Raw genomic sequence first — 15527 nt, forward strand, 5'->3', positions numbered from 1 at the left:
CTCCTTTATATTTTGAGATATATTTGTGTGTTCTCTTCGTGTGCCCGAACACGCATTGCTGATAATGTTATAATAGCACTGCGTGCCCGAAAACGCAACCCGGGAAATTGTACAATTTTACCATAATAATTCTATTCAATTTTACCAAAAAACACTCCGGAAGGACGGCTGACATAAAATAAGCCGTCTCTTCCGGAGTGTGAACCTCTCAAATATCTTCCGGTATGGTATATTCATTCCTGATGAAAATCTCCGTATACTGCAGCTCCCCTTTGGGCTGCTCTCCATTAAAGAGAAGCCGAAAAAGAATCATGACAGGCTCATATCCCTGAATCTGGGCATCCTGTCCGATCAGGAAATGGATACTTCCCTCCCGCATCAGTTCATAGTTTTTCCCCATAAAATCGTTGGCGATCATCTTGACTGTACCTGCCCTGCCGTATTTTGAGAGCATCCGGCACACTCCCTCCTCACCGTGGGAGGTCATATAAATTCCCTTTAGATCCGGATTTTCTTTCAAGATTTTTTCTGTTGCCTGTCCTGCCAGATGATTATCCTCAAAACAATATTCCGGTCCCACCAGCTCAATATCCGGGTATTTAGCTTTCAGCTCCGAATCAAAACCGAGAACACGGTTACTCAGAGACGGGTTAGAACTATATCCGGATATAACAGCTACTTTTCCGCAGCCCCCCACCAGTTCTCCCATCAGGCCGGCAGCGGCACGTCCGCACTGAAACGCATTCTGTCCCACAAAACAAAGACGCCTGGTATCCTCCATATCTGAGTTAAACGTCACGATCGGAATATGGTATTCCTCTACAAAAAGGTTGATATGATCTTTAATCTCATCCTCCTCAATAGGTACCATGGCGATGGCGCTGACCCCTTCTTTTCTCATATACTCCATGGCATCTATGGTATCACTGCAGCTTATATGAGGAATCTTACATAGGATCACCGTGCCGCCCAGACTGTCTACCTCCTCCTTCGCCCGCTCAATGCCTTCCAAGACGCACTGCATAAAAGGTGTCTCCGCTGCCTGAAGGATCACCCCTATTTTAATATTATTTTTACTCATGGAAAGGGCTCGTCCAAGCTGGTTGGGCTTATACCCCATCTCCTCTGCTATCTGTCTGATCCGATCAGCCACTTCCGGCTTAATTCTGCCCCGGTTGTTAAGCGCCCGGTCCACAGTTCCCCGTGAGACTCCGGCTGCCTCCGCTATCTGCCGTATTGTCACTCCCATACTGTCTCCTTTTCGCGCGCCTCCCTGTGTGCGTTCCTGGGCACGCAATGTCTATGCCTATTATATAATCCCCTTGCAGAATGTGCAAGAGATATCCGCATTCTCATATGGGAATTGCTGCGCAAAACACCTCCCGGAACATTGGCCTGCGAACAGTAACTTGGATGTCACTGTTACCGGTTTATGTCAACCTTACTGCATTTTTTGCTCAAACTCCTCAATTGTCTCAGCTTTTGCCGCACATTTAAGCCAATGATTCAGGATCTCGGTATCCTTCTGTCCCATGATCTGATCTCGCAGCTTTTCAGACACTTCACCCAGGTCATGCAGCAGTTCCAATACAGATTCCGCCTTTCCTTCTGATTTTTTTGCTTCTAGTTCATCCTTCATCAATTCTTCCAATGCCTCGCACATGGTCTTTACCTCGTCAAATTATTCCTACATCAATTTCCTTTGGCTTTGTTCCCAACTGATGCTCGCTCTCGAAAAAAAGATTTTCCGTCTCCCCCTCCAGTTCAATCTGGATTCCAGCATAAAAAGCCGGATGCCACTGCAGGAACAATAAAACCAATTTCTTATTGACATCTGAACTATTTTTCGTATAATAGTTCTATAAAGAACAGTTTTATATAGAACTATTTTGCGAACCTTCCACCACCCTTTTCAAACAGGAGGTACCAATGAACACACTAAGTGACACTCTAACAACAAGCTGGCTTTTCCACCAGCTATATTCACGGAAAATAGGCGAAGCCGCAGCCCCCTATGAAATTTCCAAAACAGAGGCCGACATCCTCCTCTTCCTCTGCAACAATCCCGGTTTCGACACAGCCAGAGACATAGTAAATGTCCGGGGGATTGCAAAATCTTACGTCTCCAAATCCATAGAGATACTGGTCCAAAAAAACTATCTGACCACCTCAACGGATTTAAAGGACCGAAGGATCACACATCTGCGGCTTACTGCGGAGGCCGGCACTGCACTTGCCGATTTAAAAAAATCCCAGGAGGAAGTTTTTATCCTGATCACCCGGGATATCCCGGAAGAAAGAAAAAAAGAAGTCAGACTGGCATTTCAACAAATTGCGAAAAACATTAAGGAGGCACTTTAAAATGATTCTGAAACTAATTGTATATCTTCTTGCAGGTATGGGGGCAGGTATCGGAACCGGACTTGCCGGACTATCCGCTGCTGCCGTGATTTCCCCCATGCTGATCACTTTCCTGCATTTTGACCCCTATCAGGCCGTGGGAATCGCCCTGGCATCCGATGTACTGGCATCTGCGGTCTCAGCCTATACCTACAAAAAGCATGGAAACCTGGATGTCCGGCACGGTATCATCATGCTTTTCTCTGTCCTTGCATTTACCCTGTTCGGAAGTTACATTGCATCCCTGCTTCCCGGCACCACCATGGGCAACTTTTCTGTATTCATGACACTGCTCCTGGGTATTAAATTTATCATACGCCCTGTCATGACAGAAAAAAGCGCACAGGAAAAGAAAAGTGAGAGGACCAAGATCATACAGTCCCTTCTGTGCGGAGCTGTCATTGGTTTTATATGCGGATTCATTGGTGCCGGCGGCGGTATGATGATGCTCCTCATTCTTACAAGCGTACTGGGCTATGAACTGAAGACAGCTGTTGGCACAAGCGTATTTATTATGGCTTTCACCGCATTTACAGGCGCTGCCTCCCATTTCTTCATTGATGGTTCTCTGCCCGATCTAGGCGCACTGTTTTTCTGCATCCTGTTTACCTTTCTGGGCGCCAGGGTTGCCGCTCTGTTTGCAAACAAAGCACCTGCAAAAACCCTTAACCGCGTCACCGGCGTAGTGCTGTCTCTTCTGGGACTGCTCATGGTCGGGGTAAAATTTTTAAGCTGACAAATAAAAAGCTGGCTCATCAAGTCTATTCCACAAAAAAAGATACTGCCGTCAAAACAGTTCCCTTTGGGTCCTGTTCTGCGGCAGTATCTTTTTGTTTCACGATCATAACGGTTCCGTGCCTTCACAGCTACAGGCAAACTCCATACAGGATACCTTCTGTAATGAAATATTTGCCAGCAGTAAACGGATAGACTTACTGAATCGTTACCTGTGATCATTCAATTAGAGGGGCATTTATTGTATATAAACTGTCCTTTGGGAGGCTGCGATCTCCGTCAGGACAGTACATACCGTTTTTAAAGTCCTGTCTTCTCAGCAATGAATTTTCTTGCCTTCACGGCATACTCCAGTGGATTGGCCTTTGCAGGATCCTGCTCTGCCTCCACCAGCATATACCCTTCATATCCTGCATCTTCCAACACTTTGAAGATCGGTTCAAAGTCTATGCAGCCGTCACCCGGTACGGTGAAAGCTCCAAGGCGCACGCCTTCCAGGAAGCTTAAATTCTCTTTCTTTACTTTCTCCACCACTTCCGGACGGATATCCTTCAGATGTACGTGTTTGATCCTGCCCACGTATTTCTTCACCATCTCCAGAGGGTCTGCCCCGCAGTAGGTGAAATGGCCCGTATCAAATAACAGGCTTACATATTCCGGGTCTGTGTTGGCCATCATGCGCTCCACCTCTTCCGGGTCCTGTACCACTGTCCCCATGTGGTGATGGAATGTCAGACTGATCCCGTACTCTTCTTTTGCGATCCTGCCAAGCTTGTTCATTCCTGTGCAGAAGGTCTCCCATTCCTCATCATTCATCACGTATTTATGGCCGAAGATAGGGGTGTCCTGCATTCCCTGCACGCTGTGGCTCTGCTCGGACGCGCCGATGATCTTGGAACCCATTGCCTTTAAAAAAGCAAGCTGTGCGCGGAACTCTTTTTCCACCTCCTCAAAAGGTTTTGTGATCAGTAAGGAAGAGAACCACTGGTTGCAGATTTCAATTCCTCGGAGTTCCAGAGCTTTTTTCAGCACTTCCGGGTCTTTCGGATATTTATTTCCCACCTCTGAGCCTGTGAAACCTGCCAGTGCCATCTCGCTGACACACTGCTCAAAAGTATTCTCTTTTCCCAGGTCGGGAAGGTCATCATTGGTCCATGCGATCGGTGCGATTCCTAATTTTACTTTTTCCTTATTAAACATGATCTATTCTCCTTTACTTATCAAACTCCCCAGCGGGCCGTTCCTTTGTTCTTAAATAAAGGATATCAGAGATTCACCATGTCTGAAATCGGAAATATTTTTAGCTTTGTTGTATTTTCATGTGTTGTTTTCATCACATCAGAGAATGTGGAATATTTTTGTGTCTTTTTTTTAGAAGTCCCCTGATTCCCCGGCTACTGGTGTTCCCTCCGGTAATCTGCCGGGCTGCAGTCATTGAGCCTCTTAAACGTTTTGGAAAAATAGTGGTAATCATTAAATCCTGCCTCTGACGCCACATCCTTAATTTTATAATTGGTCGTGCAGAGAAGTTCTTTCGCGCATTCCATTCTGCACTCCTGCAGATAATTGGAAAATCCAATCTGCATCTCCTGTTTGAACAGATAACTCAGATAGGCAGGATTGACTCCGGCCGCCTCCGCTGCATCCTGAAGGCTGATGGGGTTTTTGTAGCTACTGTTGATAAATTCAATGGCATGGCGCACTGCCCCTGATACCCCGGGCGGAACGGTCATTTTCTTATCCGCAAACAAGTCCTGTCCATATTGATCGGCAATCCTGCACAGTTCATCTATACTGTGCACATTGCTGTAAAAATCCGCCTTACGCTCCAGACCTGCCCTCTTATCCAGACGTCTGAGCCACTGCAGGACCAGTTTTCCGTCCACGTGGGAACGTTTGCAGGCGTCTGTTACCCGCTTCCACATTTCCGCCAGTTCTTCCTGCTTTCTTCCCACTTTCAGGATTTCTATCCGTTCAAACAATTCTTCCGCAGCAGCGGGCATCTGTGAACTGATTTCTTTCCCATTGTCAAAATAGAGGATATCACTGTCATCATAAAAGCTCAGCTTCATCATTTCCCTGGCCTGCTGGTATGCCTGACGGATACCTTCCTCCCCGATACAGATATTGCTCACGCCAATCCCGAAATGATACGGCTCCTTTTTACAGTATCGAAAGCAGGCAGATGCCACATTTGTCAGGCGCTGACGCATCACCGAACTTCTCCGCATAGATGACATATCCAGAAAACAGCAGAATATCCCTGCTCCCAGATAAATGATCTCCGCGTGATCACTGTCCTCCTGCAGAAGCTCCTCCATCTCTGTCATAAGCCCGTGGCGGAACCCCTGGGAATACTGTTCCGCCTCCAGAGGGCTCCATATCTGGTTCTGGTCATTCCATTCGTGCATGAACATATTAATGACTGCACTGTTCTGGAAACGCCCTCTGATACCGGCTTCTGCCCGCTTTTCCTCCCTCTCCTGACCGTTTAAAGTGCCGGAGAGGATGCCGTTGAAGAAGTGGTATTTCAGAGTATGGCTTCCCATTCGTATCAGTTTCCTGGTCTGCTCCTGCCGGCTGCTTTTCTCAAGCCTTGTCTCAATCTGATGCCTGGACTTCTCCAGGATCTCAAAGAGCGTGTCCTCGTCCAGGGTGTTTTTTAGAATATACTCATCCGCCCCCAGGCGCATGGCCTCCTTGACATACTCAAAATCATCATGGCAGCTCAGTACCATAATGTATATATTTTCCTTTTCTTCTCTGATATGCCGTATAAGCTCAATACCGTCCATGAGCGGCATGGAGATGTCTGTGATGACCACATCAATCTTCTCTTCCTCCATAATGTGCAGCGCCTCCTCGCCGTCCTGCACATCCTTTACCACCTCATACCCCGCTTTTTCCCAGGCACTCAGAGTTTTCAAATAACTCCTGACCAAAAAATCGTCATCCACTAACAATGTACGAAACATAGGCATCTTCCCCTTTGTCACAATTTATCTGTCTGTCAAATATTCACTTCCCTGTCTGCCGGAAGGAAAATAGTGGCAGTGGTCCCGTTCTCACTACTCTCATATATAATACCGCCCTCCGCCTCATAATAAAGCTCCAGACGCTCCCTCACATTGGGCACTCCAATGGCGCTGAGACCGTTCGTCTTCTTGGCTTTGCTGCAAAGCAGTGTCTCTATCTGCTCTTTTGTCATTCCCCGTCCGTTGTCAATGACAGACAGGGTCAGACGCGTGCCTTCCACTCTTCCCCGGATGATCAGACGGCCATTGCCGCCCTTCATATCAATTCCATGGAGTATGGCGTTCTCCACCAAAGGCTGCAGGATCAGTCTCGGAATATAACATCCGCAGGCTTCCTTGGCAATATCGTACTCCACGTCAAAACTTCCCTGATAACGGAACTCCTGCAGATGAATATAATTCTTCAGAATATGCAGTTCATCCGCCACGGAAATAAAAGTTCCTTTTTTATTGATGCTGGCCTGAAGCAGCTCCACAAAATCCCCAATCAATGCCCCCAGTTCCTTTTCCCCTTTGATCAGGGCAGCGTACTTGATGGAATTTAGCGTGTTGTACATAAAATGAGGGGTGATCTGATACTGCAGTGCTTCCAGTTCTGCGTCTTTTTTCAGCCTTTCCTCCTCAATCACTCTGGCGATCAAATCCTCCAGATTATCCAGCATGTGATTGAATTCCCTGCACAGAGTTCCGATCTCATCCTCTGTGGTCACATCTACGCGAAGGCTCAAATCCCCCTTGCTGACTTTTTCCACCGTATTTGTCATATTCTTAATGGGTTTGTACATGGCTCTCGTGATGGAGGTGGCAAGAATGCCCCCGATCATAAGAAAGAGAAAGAAAATGGCCACCAAAAAAATCTGCATCTGCTTTAAATCCCGCAAGACCTGGCTTTTCTGGATATCCATGTAAAGACCGCATTTTGAAAATGCTCCCTGGTAAAAAATACGGATTTCCTTTGCATCCTGATTCTCAATGCCGCTGACTGCCGGGAGCCGGTCTTTCCCTTCATAGACCTGTCCCACACTCTCATAATCCTTACTTGTGACAATTTCTTTATTTTTATCCAGAATCAATGCCTGGGATACCTTATCATCATACACGGGTTCCAGATATTCATAGAACAGTGTCCTCTCCTCTGTATTTGCCAGCATATATCCCAGCACAGTGCCATCCTGATCAGCCACTGACTGGATGCAGGAAAGCTGTTTTCCCGTTTCATGGACCATATCTCCAAACATGATGGGGACAGCCTCCTCCGCCTCTGCACGGCGGATCTTTTCTATCTCGTCCTCCGGTATATCCCTTTTACAAACCGGATAATCCTCCGATGTGACGGCGATCCTCTCATCCGGAAAAATGAAATAAAGAGAACTCAGGTCCTTGTATTCCGTGCGGTAATTTCTGAGAAGTTCTGCGATCTCATCCAGCGCCTCATTTTCCCCTGATGCCCTGTATTCTTTTACGCATTTTACCATATTAATATCACTGGCCGCTTTTACGTTGATATAATAAATTTCCTGCAGGGAGTCATCCAGGGATGTGACCGTCTGCTTCACCCTGCCATAGAGGTTCGTGGAATAATTCTCCTCTATCATACCTGCTGATTTGAAATAAAAAACCACCGTGATGGAACAGGCGGTAACCATAGTCACCGCCAGAATTGCCAGCAGCACCTTGCTTCTGATACTTTGCCGCATACTCTCTCCTTTGCTGTCCATACATGCTGATGTACGTTGCTTATGCGTACATTATAACATAGAACCTACTAGAAATCACGCCCCGCAGCCACTGATCCGCCTTCTGTCCGAAGGACTTGTTATTGTTCACTCTGTGTCCAGGAACACGCTTCGCGATGCACAGATATGGGGCATTCTGCCCCATATCGCGCTGGCTGCCTCGGGATTTTCATGCTTTCAGCATGAAAACGCCTCCCGGTACAGTGGCCTGTGTACAATAAGAAGGAATTTTTCCTTAACGAATAACAGAAGTGTGCTGCAAAAAACAGCACACTTCCGAATTTATAAAGGTCTTCCTCTAAACAATATGAGTGCGGATCAGTATTCGATTTTAACGATTCCGCCTTTTTTCCATGCTTCTGTAGTAGCAAAGCCAATCTGGGTGGATTTTGTTCCGTCATATACGGTCACTTCCGGTTTTCTGCCGGATTCTACACAGTTGATAAACTCCTGCATCTCTAACTGATAAGACTCTGCGAATCTCTCCGGGAATCCGCTGACACACTCAACAACCGCACCGTTTTTGTCATAAATCATGCACAGGTTTTTCTCTGGAACCGGGCTGATGCGGAGAGAACCTTCTGTACCAATGATCTCTGTCTCAACGTGATAACCGTGTGCTGCGGTACGTCCCACATGTACAAATCCCAGCGCGCCGTTTTCACAACGGTACATAGCAACACCTGTCTCGTCATCACCTGCTTCTTTGAATTCCGGGTGTTTGAAGGTTGCTCCTGTCGCATAAACCTCCACAGGGTCAGAGCCTAAGAACCATCTCATCAGGTCAATGTCATGGATCGCCATATCAATAAAGATACCGCCGCTGGTAGCTGCAAATTTGATTGCACCCTCAACCAGTGCTTCCGGGTCAATGCCGGTAGCTTTTACCATGTATGGAGTTCCGATTGCACCTTCCTCAATTTTCTTCTTTGCGTAAGCATAAGAAGGGTCAAAGCGGCGCATGAACCCTAAAAAGAATGCCAGTTCCGGATGGCGCTCAACCGCCTCCTCTGCCAGCTTGCACTCCTCAACCGTAACGCCCAGCGGTTTGTCTGAAAATACATGCTTTCCGGCATCCAGAGCTGCCGCGATCTGCCAGCAGTGCTCACCGCTTGTGGTAACGATCGCTACTGCATCAATGTCTGCTTTTTCCAGCATCTCACGGTAGTCAGAATAAACTTCTTTCACACCCAGCTCCTTTTTTGCGTATTCCAGCTCTGCCGGCATAATGGAGCAGGCTGCTGTCAGCTCTGCGTTTGGAATCTTAAATGCAATATTATTTGCGTGTACTTTTCCTAATCTTCCTAATCCTGCGATACCTACTTTTACTTTTTTCATGTTTACTTACCTCTTTCTTTGATATTGAATATAATTGAAAATGTATATTGAACTTTGCCAAAGGCGGTCCTGCTTAACTTTTCGCCTGCTACGAAGGTGGCTAAACAGCTGCGCCTCTTTTCTGTTACTCAGCCTGACTGCTCATCACATAATCCCAGATAAGGTCTGCTGCCTTCTGGACGGAAAATCTGCTTGTGTTGATCATCAAGTCATAATTCAGAGGTTCTCCCCATTTCTGCCCTGTATAGTAATTGTAATAACGTTCACGGGTTTTGTTCTCTTTTTCCAGTTCTTTGATGGATTTATTTCCATAAAACTCTTTTGCTCTTTCTCTTCTGAATTCTTCGTCTGCATAGATGAAGAAATTATAACATTCCGGAAAATCTTTCAGAACCACATCGGCGCATCTTCCCAGGAATACAGCGCTTTCCTTTTCCGCTATTTTGCGGATAACTTTGGCCTGTTCCCGGTACATCTTATTATAAGAAGGAATGGTCTCATATCCCAGGGAATTCACACCCTCCATGAAGGAACCCATGCTGTTGTCCGGCATTTTATAAGACATATCCAGGATCGTGTCCATATCCAGGTCTGAGTCCCCCAGTTTCTCTGCTGCCAAATACAGAATCTGTCTGTCATAACAGCGGGTCTCCATTTTTTTTGCAAGCAGTTCGGCTATTTCCTTACCACCGCTGCCATACTGACGGCTGATAGTGATCAATGTACGCTCTTTCATATTTTATAACTCCCCTCTTGATTCACGTTCAATTAATTCCTTCATAATGTCCGGGTACATCTTATCCAATTTGTACAGTGCAAGTGTAACAAATGCCACAACTGCGATCAGAATTGGTCCGAATTTATAAATGTTCACGATCATGTTAAGCGCTGTTTCCGGCTGTACTGCGGTTCCCACTGAGGAGCTTACATACCCTGCCAGAGAGAGAAGTCCTGTCATTGCTGCTGATGCAAGTCCTGCGCCTACTTTTGTTCCAATGGAACCACCTGCAAAAATAAGACTTTCCTGTCTGATATGTGTTTTCCACTGTCCGAATTCCACCACGTCTCCTACCATACCGAATACAACTGCATTCAGAGGAGCCAGGCCGATGGCACGTGCCACGCAGCTCATCACCATCCATGGGAAGCTGTAAGGATTCAGGAAGAACAGAAGCTGTCCTGCCAGTGCGATCAGTGAACCTACAAGAGCGATATTACGTTTTCCAAACTTACGGATAAGCGGTGTACAGGCGAAGATACCTGCTACCAGTGTCAATGTCTCCGTAAGGAACAGTGCACTGTACATCCATGTGTCATTTCCGAATATGTATTTGCAGTAGTACGGTAAAATGGTTCCGGAGATACCAAAGGAAACACTCTGTACCATCCACAATACCAGAACAGCCCAGAAATACTGGTTTTTGAAAAGTGCTGCAAAGCCTTTTCCAAGAGGTACTTTCGCTGCTTTTTCTTTGGCTTCGATCCTGACTGTCTCCTCACATTTGAAGAAGCATACAAGAAGAAGGATCAATGCCAGAACTGCCCAGATGGACATTGTCTTAACCCATGCTGCCTGGTCATCTCCAAACAATTTAACGATTGGAAGTGTACAGGTTGCAGCAATGATCTTACCGATAGGGGAAAGTCCCATTCTCACAACACTCAGCATATCTCTCTCAGAAGAAACCCTGGTCATCATGGCTGAGAGACTTCCGTAAGGAAGATTGATGGCTGTATAACAGACTGTTGTACAGAAGTTATAAGTTACGAACAGATAGAGGAACTGAAGCATTCCTGTGGTATGCGGCACTGTGAACAGCAGAACTGCCGACAAAGCAAAGGGTACGCTCATCCAGAGGATCCACGGTCTTGATTTTCCCCATTTGGAATTGGTACGTTCCACGATAACACCCATGATCAGGTCAGACACACCGTCAAAAAGCCTTGACAGCAGCATCATCAAACCTACGGTAGCCGGGCTGATTCCCACATAATCTGTGTAGAACAGAGTAAGCAGCGTGCCGATCATTCCGAACACAACGTTACACGCCACATCACCGCTGGCATAAGACAGTCTGGTTCCCCACGACAGCTTGCCTCCGGTTATTTTTTGCGCTAATTCTTTTCCCATTTTATTTCCCTGCCTTTCTTTGAATCATCCTTTTGATGATTTTATTTTACCTTTTTGCAGGGAAAATCCTAGTAATAGAAATTTTAGATTCCTTAGTTTTATTTTTACGTTTTTTCTTATATGGTTCTAAAAATATTCCCATTTTTCAGCACGACTCCGCCTCCCGCTTTATGACTGGGATTATTTTTAGATTTTTGTGTCATTTTTTTAGGTTCTGGTAATCTTCCACGTTTTCCCGGGTCAGTATTTGTGTGACCAAAATCTTTTCCCGGTCCTGTTTTACCCCTTTTTTATCATTCACGATATATTTCACGGTCTCATATCCGATATCATAGCCGGACTGGGCGCCCAGCACAGTGATGCGTCCTTCCTCCACTGCCCGGATAGCATCCTCCTGGTCATCCACAGAGGCTATGGCAATACCGCTTCCTTTGGTAGCCTCCGCAAGCCCCAGCGCCGTCACTGCGCTGGTGGTCATAATACCGTCCAGATCCGGATAGTTGCTCTGGATCTCGGCCATCTCCTGTTCCGACACCCGCAGGTTGCTGTACCCACTCTTCTCCACCTCAATATGCATATCCGGTTCCTGCTCCATATACTTTTCAAACCCGGCAATCCTTTTTTCGTGGGACGTCTGTTCCCTGCTGCCTGCAATGATGGCAATATTCCCTTTATGCCCCATCTCCTCAGCAAGAACCTTGGCAAGCTCATACCCCACTTTCTCATTGTCAATGCCAATATAGGGTACCTCCACATCCGCAATGGGGGTATCGTAAGAGTATACCGGGATCTCCAGTTCCTGAGCCTGCAGATAATAGTCCTGATTATCATTAGAATCAATGGGGGACACAGCCAAGGCATCCACCTTCATTTTCAGCAGGTCCCGGATCATTTTCTTTTGTATTTTTTTATCCGTCTCGGTGTCTGGGGAGAGAATGACTGTTTTCACGTTCATCTCTTTGGCAGCCTTCTCCATACCGGCATTGACGGACATCCAGTATTCGCTGTTTCTGGATTTTGTCACAACCCCTATGATAAACTCCCCTTCCGGTTCTTGCACATCCTTCCCGGCGCAGCCGCCAATACATAACAGGCACACTGCAGCCAGAAGAAGGCATCTCTTACGCTTTCGCATTCCACATTCCCTCATTTTGTTTTTTCTGTCCTAATTTTAACATTTTCTGCTATTTCTTACAATACTGTGTGTGATGGCAGAGTTTTTTTTACAATACGGACGGGCTGTTGGGGGTGGGGGCTGTGCTCCTGTGGCAGCCAGCTTCGTTCCCCTTCAACTAAGCGCTAACTGCGGCTAAGACGCTCAGCAAAGGCTTCGCGCCAAGTCTCCGTAAGCGCTGGATTTTCAGGCTCTCTCCCGCAATGTCTGCCACAGGAGCACAGCCCCTACCCCCAACAACCCTGGTTTTCTCTGCCGGAAGTATAAAACCATTGCATATAGACTTTCATCTCTTGCCTTTGATTCTATAAGAGTAAATCATCTAGCAAACCCGCGGTCAGTGAAGAACAGGAAGTGATTGGGAGAGGGCCGGGGGAGGGAGAAACCTGTGAGCGATGTTTTAGTGGAGCGCCGCGGAGATCCACCTGCCCCAGCTACTTAATGAAGAGGCCTTTGCCGATGAATTTAGTAGATGGGAGCAGGTTAGCTCCGTGGCAGCGGAACGCTTCGCTCACAGGTTTCTCCCTCCCCCGGCCCTCTCCCAATCACTTCCGTCCGCCTTCCCATTCCCATTCCCATTCCCCATCTGTTCCTCAAAAAAGCCCCAGAAACCGATACGCCCACCGGTCCCTGGAGCTTCATACTATCTATTGAATTACCACAAATTCCTATAAATCTGTTTCACATCATCCTCAGTAACATCCCTCATAGTGTTCTGTGGACTTCCGCTGTCCATAGCATCAAATGCCATCTTATCGATCACTTTAAAGAACTCGTCTTTATCAATCCCAAATTCAGCCAGTGTAGGTGTTTCCAGCTCTTTTGCGATAGCATCCACTGCTGCCAGGAATTTTTCACTTGCTTCTTTGTCAGAATCCGTATCTGCTGCAACGCCAACTGCGCGTCCCAGTTCTGCAAAACGGTCATATGCGCCTTCCAGTGCAAAGGTCAGGCACTCTTTTAACAGCATGGCATTGGAAAGACCATGTGCTACATGGAACAGGGCGCCGATTGGACGGCTCATTCCGTGGATAATGGTAACGGATGCGTTGTTGAATGCGATACCAGCCTCAAGAGCTGCTACAGACATCTGTACTCTGGCTTCCTCATTGCTGCCGTCCTTGAATGCTGCCGGCAGATATTTGAAGATACGTTTTACTGCTGACATAGCAAAAGTATCGGAAAGTGTCTGTGCTTTTCTGGAAGTGTAGGCTTCCACTGCGTGACATAATGCATCCAGACCGGTAGCTGCTGTGATCTTAGGCGGTGCGGTCATGGTGAACTGCGGGTCAATGATGGCCAGGCTCGGCATCAGGACTTTGCCCTTTAACAGCATTTTGATATTCTTCTTTGTATCTGTGATGATCGTGAACTGTGTAGCTTCAGAACCGGTCCCTGCTGTGGTGGGGATCGCTACCATAGGAGGTACCTCCACATCAATCACTTTTCCCATGTAATCAGAAATATTTCCTCCGTTTATAACCAGAGAACCGATGGCTTTCATGGAATCAATGGGACTTCCTCCGCCCAGGGCTACCAGGAAGTCGCAGCCTTCCTCTTTGTATAATTTCAGGCCATTTTCAATCATGGTATCTGTAGGCTCGCCTATGATCTCAGAGTAGATCGCATATGCAACCCCCTGATTTTTCAGAGCCGCCTCAACTTTTGCACAGTTTCCAAGCTGGATCATCACTTTATCTGTAACAATAAGGGCTTTCTTTCCCAGTCCTTTTAATACTGTCTCTGCCATATTTAATGCGCCTGAACCGGAAATGATCTGACCCGGTACGATAAATTCTCTTGCCATAATCGTGTACTCCTTTTTCTTATTCTCTATTTTTTTATATGGGATTTCTTAACTATTCAACAGGTCTGCGCATTCACTGCGCTGACCGTAAGAAAGTGTTCCACGGCCAAGCAAAAATCCCATCGCCAAAGGCAATTCTGCATGGATTTTTGCCTGTAACTGTGAGGAACAGTTACGGGATTTCTTAGAACTCAGCGTCGTGAAGCCAGGTGTAACGCTCATCCTCACAGCGGTCTGTCTGCAGCCATGGATTTCCTTCAATATGGCGGATCATCCAGCAGGTGTACATCTGGAATCCCGGAGCCACTGCCTGAGGATGCAGCTCACCGCCCGGGATTGCGGAAAAGCTTCCGTCGGTGCTCTTGAAGACCTGATCTCCCACAAAGCTGGCTCCAAAACCTTCCGGACGGTCAAACATGAAGTAATAAGTCTCCGGCTGGGGATGTCTGTGGGGCAGATATCCTGACCAGTTTCCTCTGTCGTTGAGGACTTCCCCTAATACCATGTTGGACCAGGGAGCGATATCATGGTCAAAGATCGTGTTGACTCTTCTCTTGGCAACATTGCCGAATTTACCTTTGCAGGAATAGCCCCAGGGAGCATCCTCCGGCCTATATAATTTAGCAGCAAACTCTGTATTGTTCTTTGTGCACTGTACTAATATCTCGGAATCTGCATCTGCAGTTACACGTACCTCTGTTCCTGTGCACACATGTACACACCAAGGCCCCTCTGTGAATACGTCTTTTCTGCTGACAGCCTCCTCATTTCCTTCCCATGTATAAACGATCTTTCCGGAGAGCAGAAGTACAGCCACTTCCTCACCGTCTCTTTTGAAGAATCTGGTCTCACCGGCTTTCATGCGGTAAACACGGATATCCATCATCATGTCTTTATATTCGTTGTCATAAGTTGTCAGAATCTTTTCACCGTTTGCGTCAAACTCCGGGTATCCAAACACTTTTCCCATATCTAATATCCTCCTGCTACAATATATTTATGGTTCATATCCCTAACAGACCGTAAGGGATCATCCATCTTCTTTTACATGCTGTTATCCTGCAGCAGCCCTCCGGTATCCAACTGCTGCATCTGGTTTTGCCGCACCGGCCCGATTTCCCTGCACTGCCGCTGTTATTCCGGTTAAGGAAAAGGGCAGCCGTGTTGAGAG

At 46.9% G+C, this 15527-nt stretch carries 13 protein-coding genes; 2 read left to right on the forward strand and 11 right to left on the reverse strand.

Features of this window, described 5'->3' with window-relative positions; all coding sequences use genetic code 11:
* Positions 1 to 208: 208 nt before the first annotated feature.
* A complete protein-coding gene (locus CI595_RS20330) occupies positions 209 to 1249 on the reverse strand; it encodes a LacI family DNA-binding transcriptional regulator (RefSeq protein ID WP_095175457.1) in 1041 nt (346 codons plus the stop codon).
* A gap of 192 nt (positions 1250 to 1441) precedes the next feature.
* Complete coding sequence (locus CI595_RS20335) at positions 1442 to 1663, reverse strand: hypothetical protein (RefSeq protein ID WP_095175458.1); 222 nt, start codon at positions 1661 to 1663, stop codon at positions 1442 to 1444.
* Between the two features lie 266 nt (positions 1664 to 1929).
* Between CI595_RS20335 and CI595_RS20340 the strand changes: the two genes are divergently transcribed.
* On the forward strand, positions 1930 to 2361 hold the full coding sequence (locus tag CI595_RS20340; protein ID WP_095175459.1) for a MarR family winged helix-turn-helix transcriptional regulator: 432 nt from the start codon (positions 1930 to 1932) through the stop codon (positions 2359 to 2361).
* Position 2362: 1 nt separating this feature from the next.
* On the forward strand, positions 2363 to 3136 hold the full coding sequence (locus tag CI595_RS20345) for a sulfite exporter TauE/SafE family protein (RefSeq protein WP_095175460.1): 774 nt from the start codon (positions 2363 to 2365) through the stop codon (positions 3134 to 3136).
* 299 nt (positions 3137 to 3435) lie between these two features.
* Here CI595_RS20345 and iolE read toward each other — a convergent pair whose 3' ends face one another.
* The 9 genes from iolE to CI595_RS20395 all read right to left on the reverse strand — a co-directional run bounded on the left by iolE (position 3436) and on the right by CI595_RS20395 (position 15326).
* Positions 3436 to 4335: a myo-inosose-2 dehydratase gene (iolE, locus tag CI595_RS20350; RefSeq protein WP_095175461.1), complete on the reverse strand. Its 900-nt coding sequence runs from the start codon at positions 4333 to 4335 to the stop codon at positions 3436 to 3438.
* Between the two features lie 194 nt (positions 4336 to 4529).
* The gene (locus CI595_RS20355; RefSeq protein WP_095175462.1) at positions 4530 to 6110 is read right to left on the reverse strand and encodes a response regulator; all 1581 of its coding nucleotides are present in this window, start codon (positions 6108 to 6110) and stop codon (positions 4530 to 4532) included.
* Positions 6111 to 6145: 35 nt separating this feature from the next.
* Positions 6146 to 7867, reverse strand: a complete 1722-nt coding sequence (locus CI595_RS20360; protein WP_095175463.1) for a sensor histidine kinase — start codon at positions 7865 to 7867, stop codon at positions 6146 to 6148.
* Positions 7868 to 8224: 357 nt separating this feature from the next.
* Positions 8225 to 9244 (reverse strand): Gfo/Idh/MocA family protein, encoded by a 1020-nt coding sequence (locus CI595_RS20365; RefSeq protein ID WP_095175464.1) that lies wholly within the window; start codon positions 9242 to 9244, stop codon positions 8225 to 8227.
* A 124-nt stretch (positions 9245 to 9368) separates the two neighbouring features.
* Positions 9369 to 9980, reverse strand: coding sequence for a cytidylate kinase-like family protein (locus tag CI595_RS20370; RefSeq protein ID WP_095175465.1), 612 nt, complete (start codon positions 9978 to 9980; stop codon positions 9369 to 9371).
* Positions 9981 to 9983: 3 nt separating this feature from the next.
* Complete coding sequence (locus CI595_RS20375; RefSeq protein WP_095175466.1) at positions 9984 to 11375, reverse strand: MFS transporter; 1392 nt, start codon at positions 11373 to 11375, stop codon at positions 9984 to 9986.
* Between the two features lie 199 nt (positions 11376 to 11574).
* Positions 11575 to 12510 carry a substrate-binding domain-containing protein gene (locus CI595_RS20380; RefSeq protein ID WP_095175467.1) on the reverse strand — a complete coding sequence of 312 codons (936 nt, stop codon included), beginning with the start codon at positions 12508 to 12510 and terminating at the stop codon, positions 11575 to 11577.
* A 694-nt stretch (positions 12511 to 13204) separates the two neighbouring features.
* Positions 13205 to 14356: an iron-containing alcohol dehydrogenase gene (locus tag CI595_RS20390; RefSeq protein ID WP_095175468.1), complete on the reverse strand. Its 1152-nt coding sequence runs from the start codon at positions 14354 to 14356 to the stop codon at positions 13205 to 13207.
* 184 nt (positions 14357 to 14540) lie between these two features.
* On the reverse strand, positions 14541 to 15326 hold the full coding sequence (locus tag CI595_RS20395) for a 5-deoxy-glucuronate isomerase (protein WP_095175469.1): 786 nt from the start codon (positions 15324 to 15326) through the stop codon (positions 14541 to 14543).
* Positions 15327 to 15527 lie beyond the last annotated feature (201 nt).

Source organism: Blautia hominis (assembly GCA_002270465.1).
Taxonomy (GTDB): Bacteria; Bacillota; Clostridia; order Lachnospirales; family Lachnospiraceae; genus Blautia; species Blautia hominis.

Coding starts and splice junctions, on each gene's coding strand:
- CI595_RS20330 (WP_095175457.1), bottom strand. CDS start 1,249: ATGGGAGTGACAATACGGCAGATAGCGGAGGCAGCCGGAGTCTCACGG.
- CI595_RS20335 (WP_095175458.1), bottom strand. CDS start 1,663: ATGTGCGAGGCATTGGAAGAATTGATGAAGGATGAACTAGAAGCAAAA.
- CI595_RS20340 (WP_095175459.1), top strand. CDS start 1,930: ATGAACACACTAAGTGACACTCTAACAACAAGCTGGCTTTTCCACCAG.
- CI595_RS20345 (WP_095175460.1), top strand. CDS start 2,363: ATGATTCTGAAACTAATTGTATATCTTCTTGCAGGTATGGGGGCAGGT.
- iolE (WP_095175461.1), bottom strand. CDS start 4,335: ATGTTTAATAAGGAAAAAGTAAAATTAGGAATCGCACCGATCGCATGG.
- CI595_RS20355 (WP_095175462.1), bottom strand. CDS start 6,110: ATGTTTCGTACATTGTTAGTGGATGACGATTTTTTGGTCAGGAGTTAT.
- CI595_RS20360 (WP_095175463.1), bottom strand. CDS start 7,867: ATGCGGCAAAGTATCAGAAGCAAGGTGCTGCTGGCAATTCTGGCGGTG.
- CI595_RS20365 (WP_095175464.1), bottom strand. CDS start 9,244: ATGAAAAAAGTAAAAGTAGGTATCGCAGGATTAGGAAGATTAGGAAAA.
- CI595_RS20370 (WP_095175465.1), bottom strand. CDS start 9,980: ATGAAAGAGCGTACATTGATCACTATCAGCCGTCAGTATGGCAGCGGT.
- CI595_RS20375 (WP_095175466.1), bottom strand. CDS start 11,375: ATGGGAAAAGAATTAGCGCAAAAAATAACCGGAGGCAAGCTGTCGTGG.
- CI595_RS20380 (WP_095175467.1), bottom strand. CDS start 12,510: ATGCGAAAGCGTAAGAGATGCCTTCTTCTGGCTGCAGTGTGCCTGTTA.
- CI595_RS20390 (WP_095175468.1), bottom strand. CDS start 14,356: ATGGCAAGAGAATTTATCGTACCGGGTCAGATCATTTCCGGTTCAGGC.
- CI595_RS20395 (WP_095175469.1), bottom strand. CDS start 15,326: ATGGGAAAAGTGTTTGGATACCCGGAGTTTGACGCAAACGGTGAAAAG.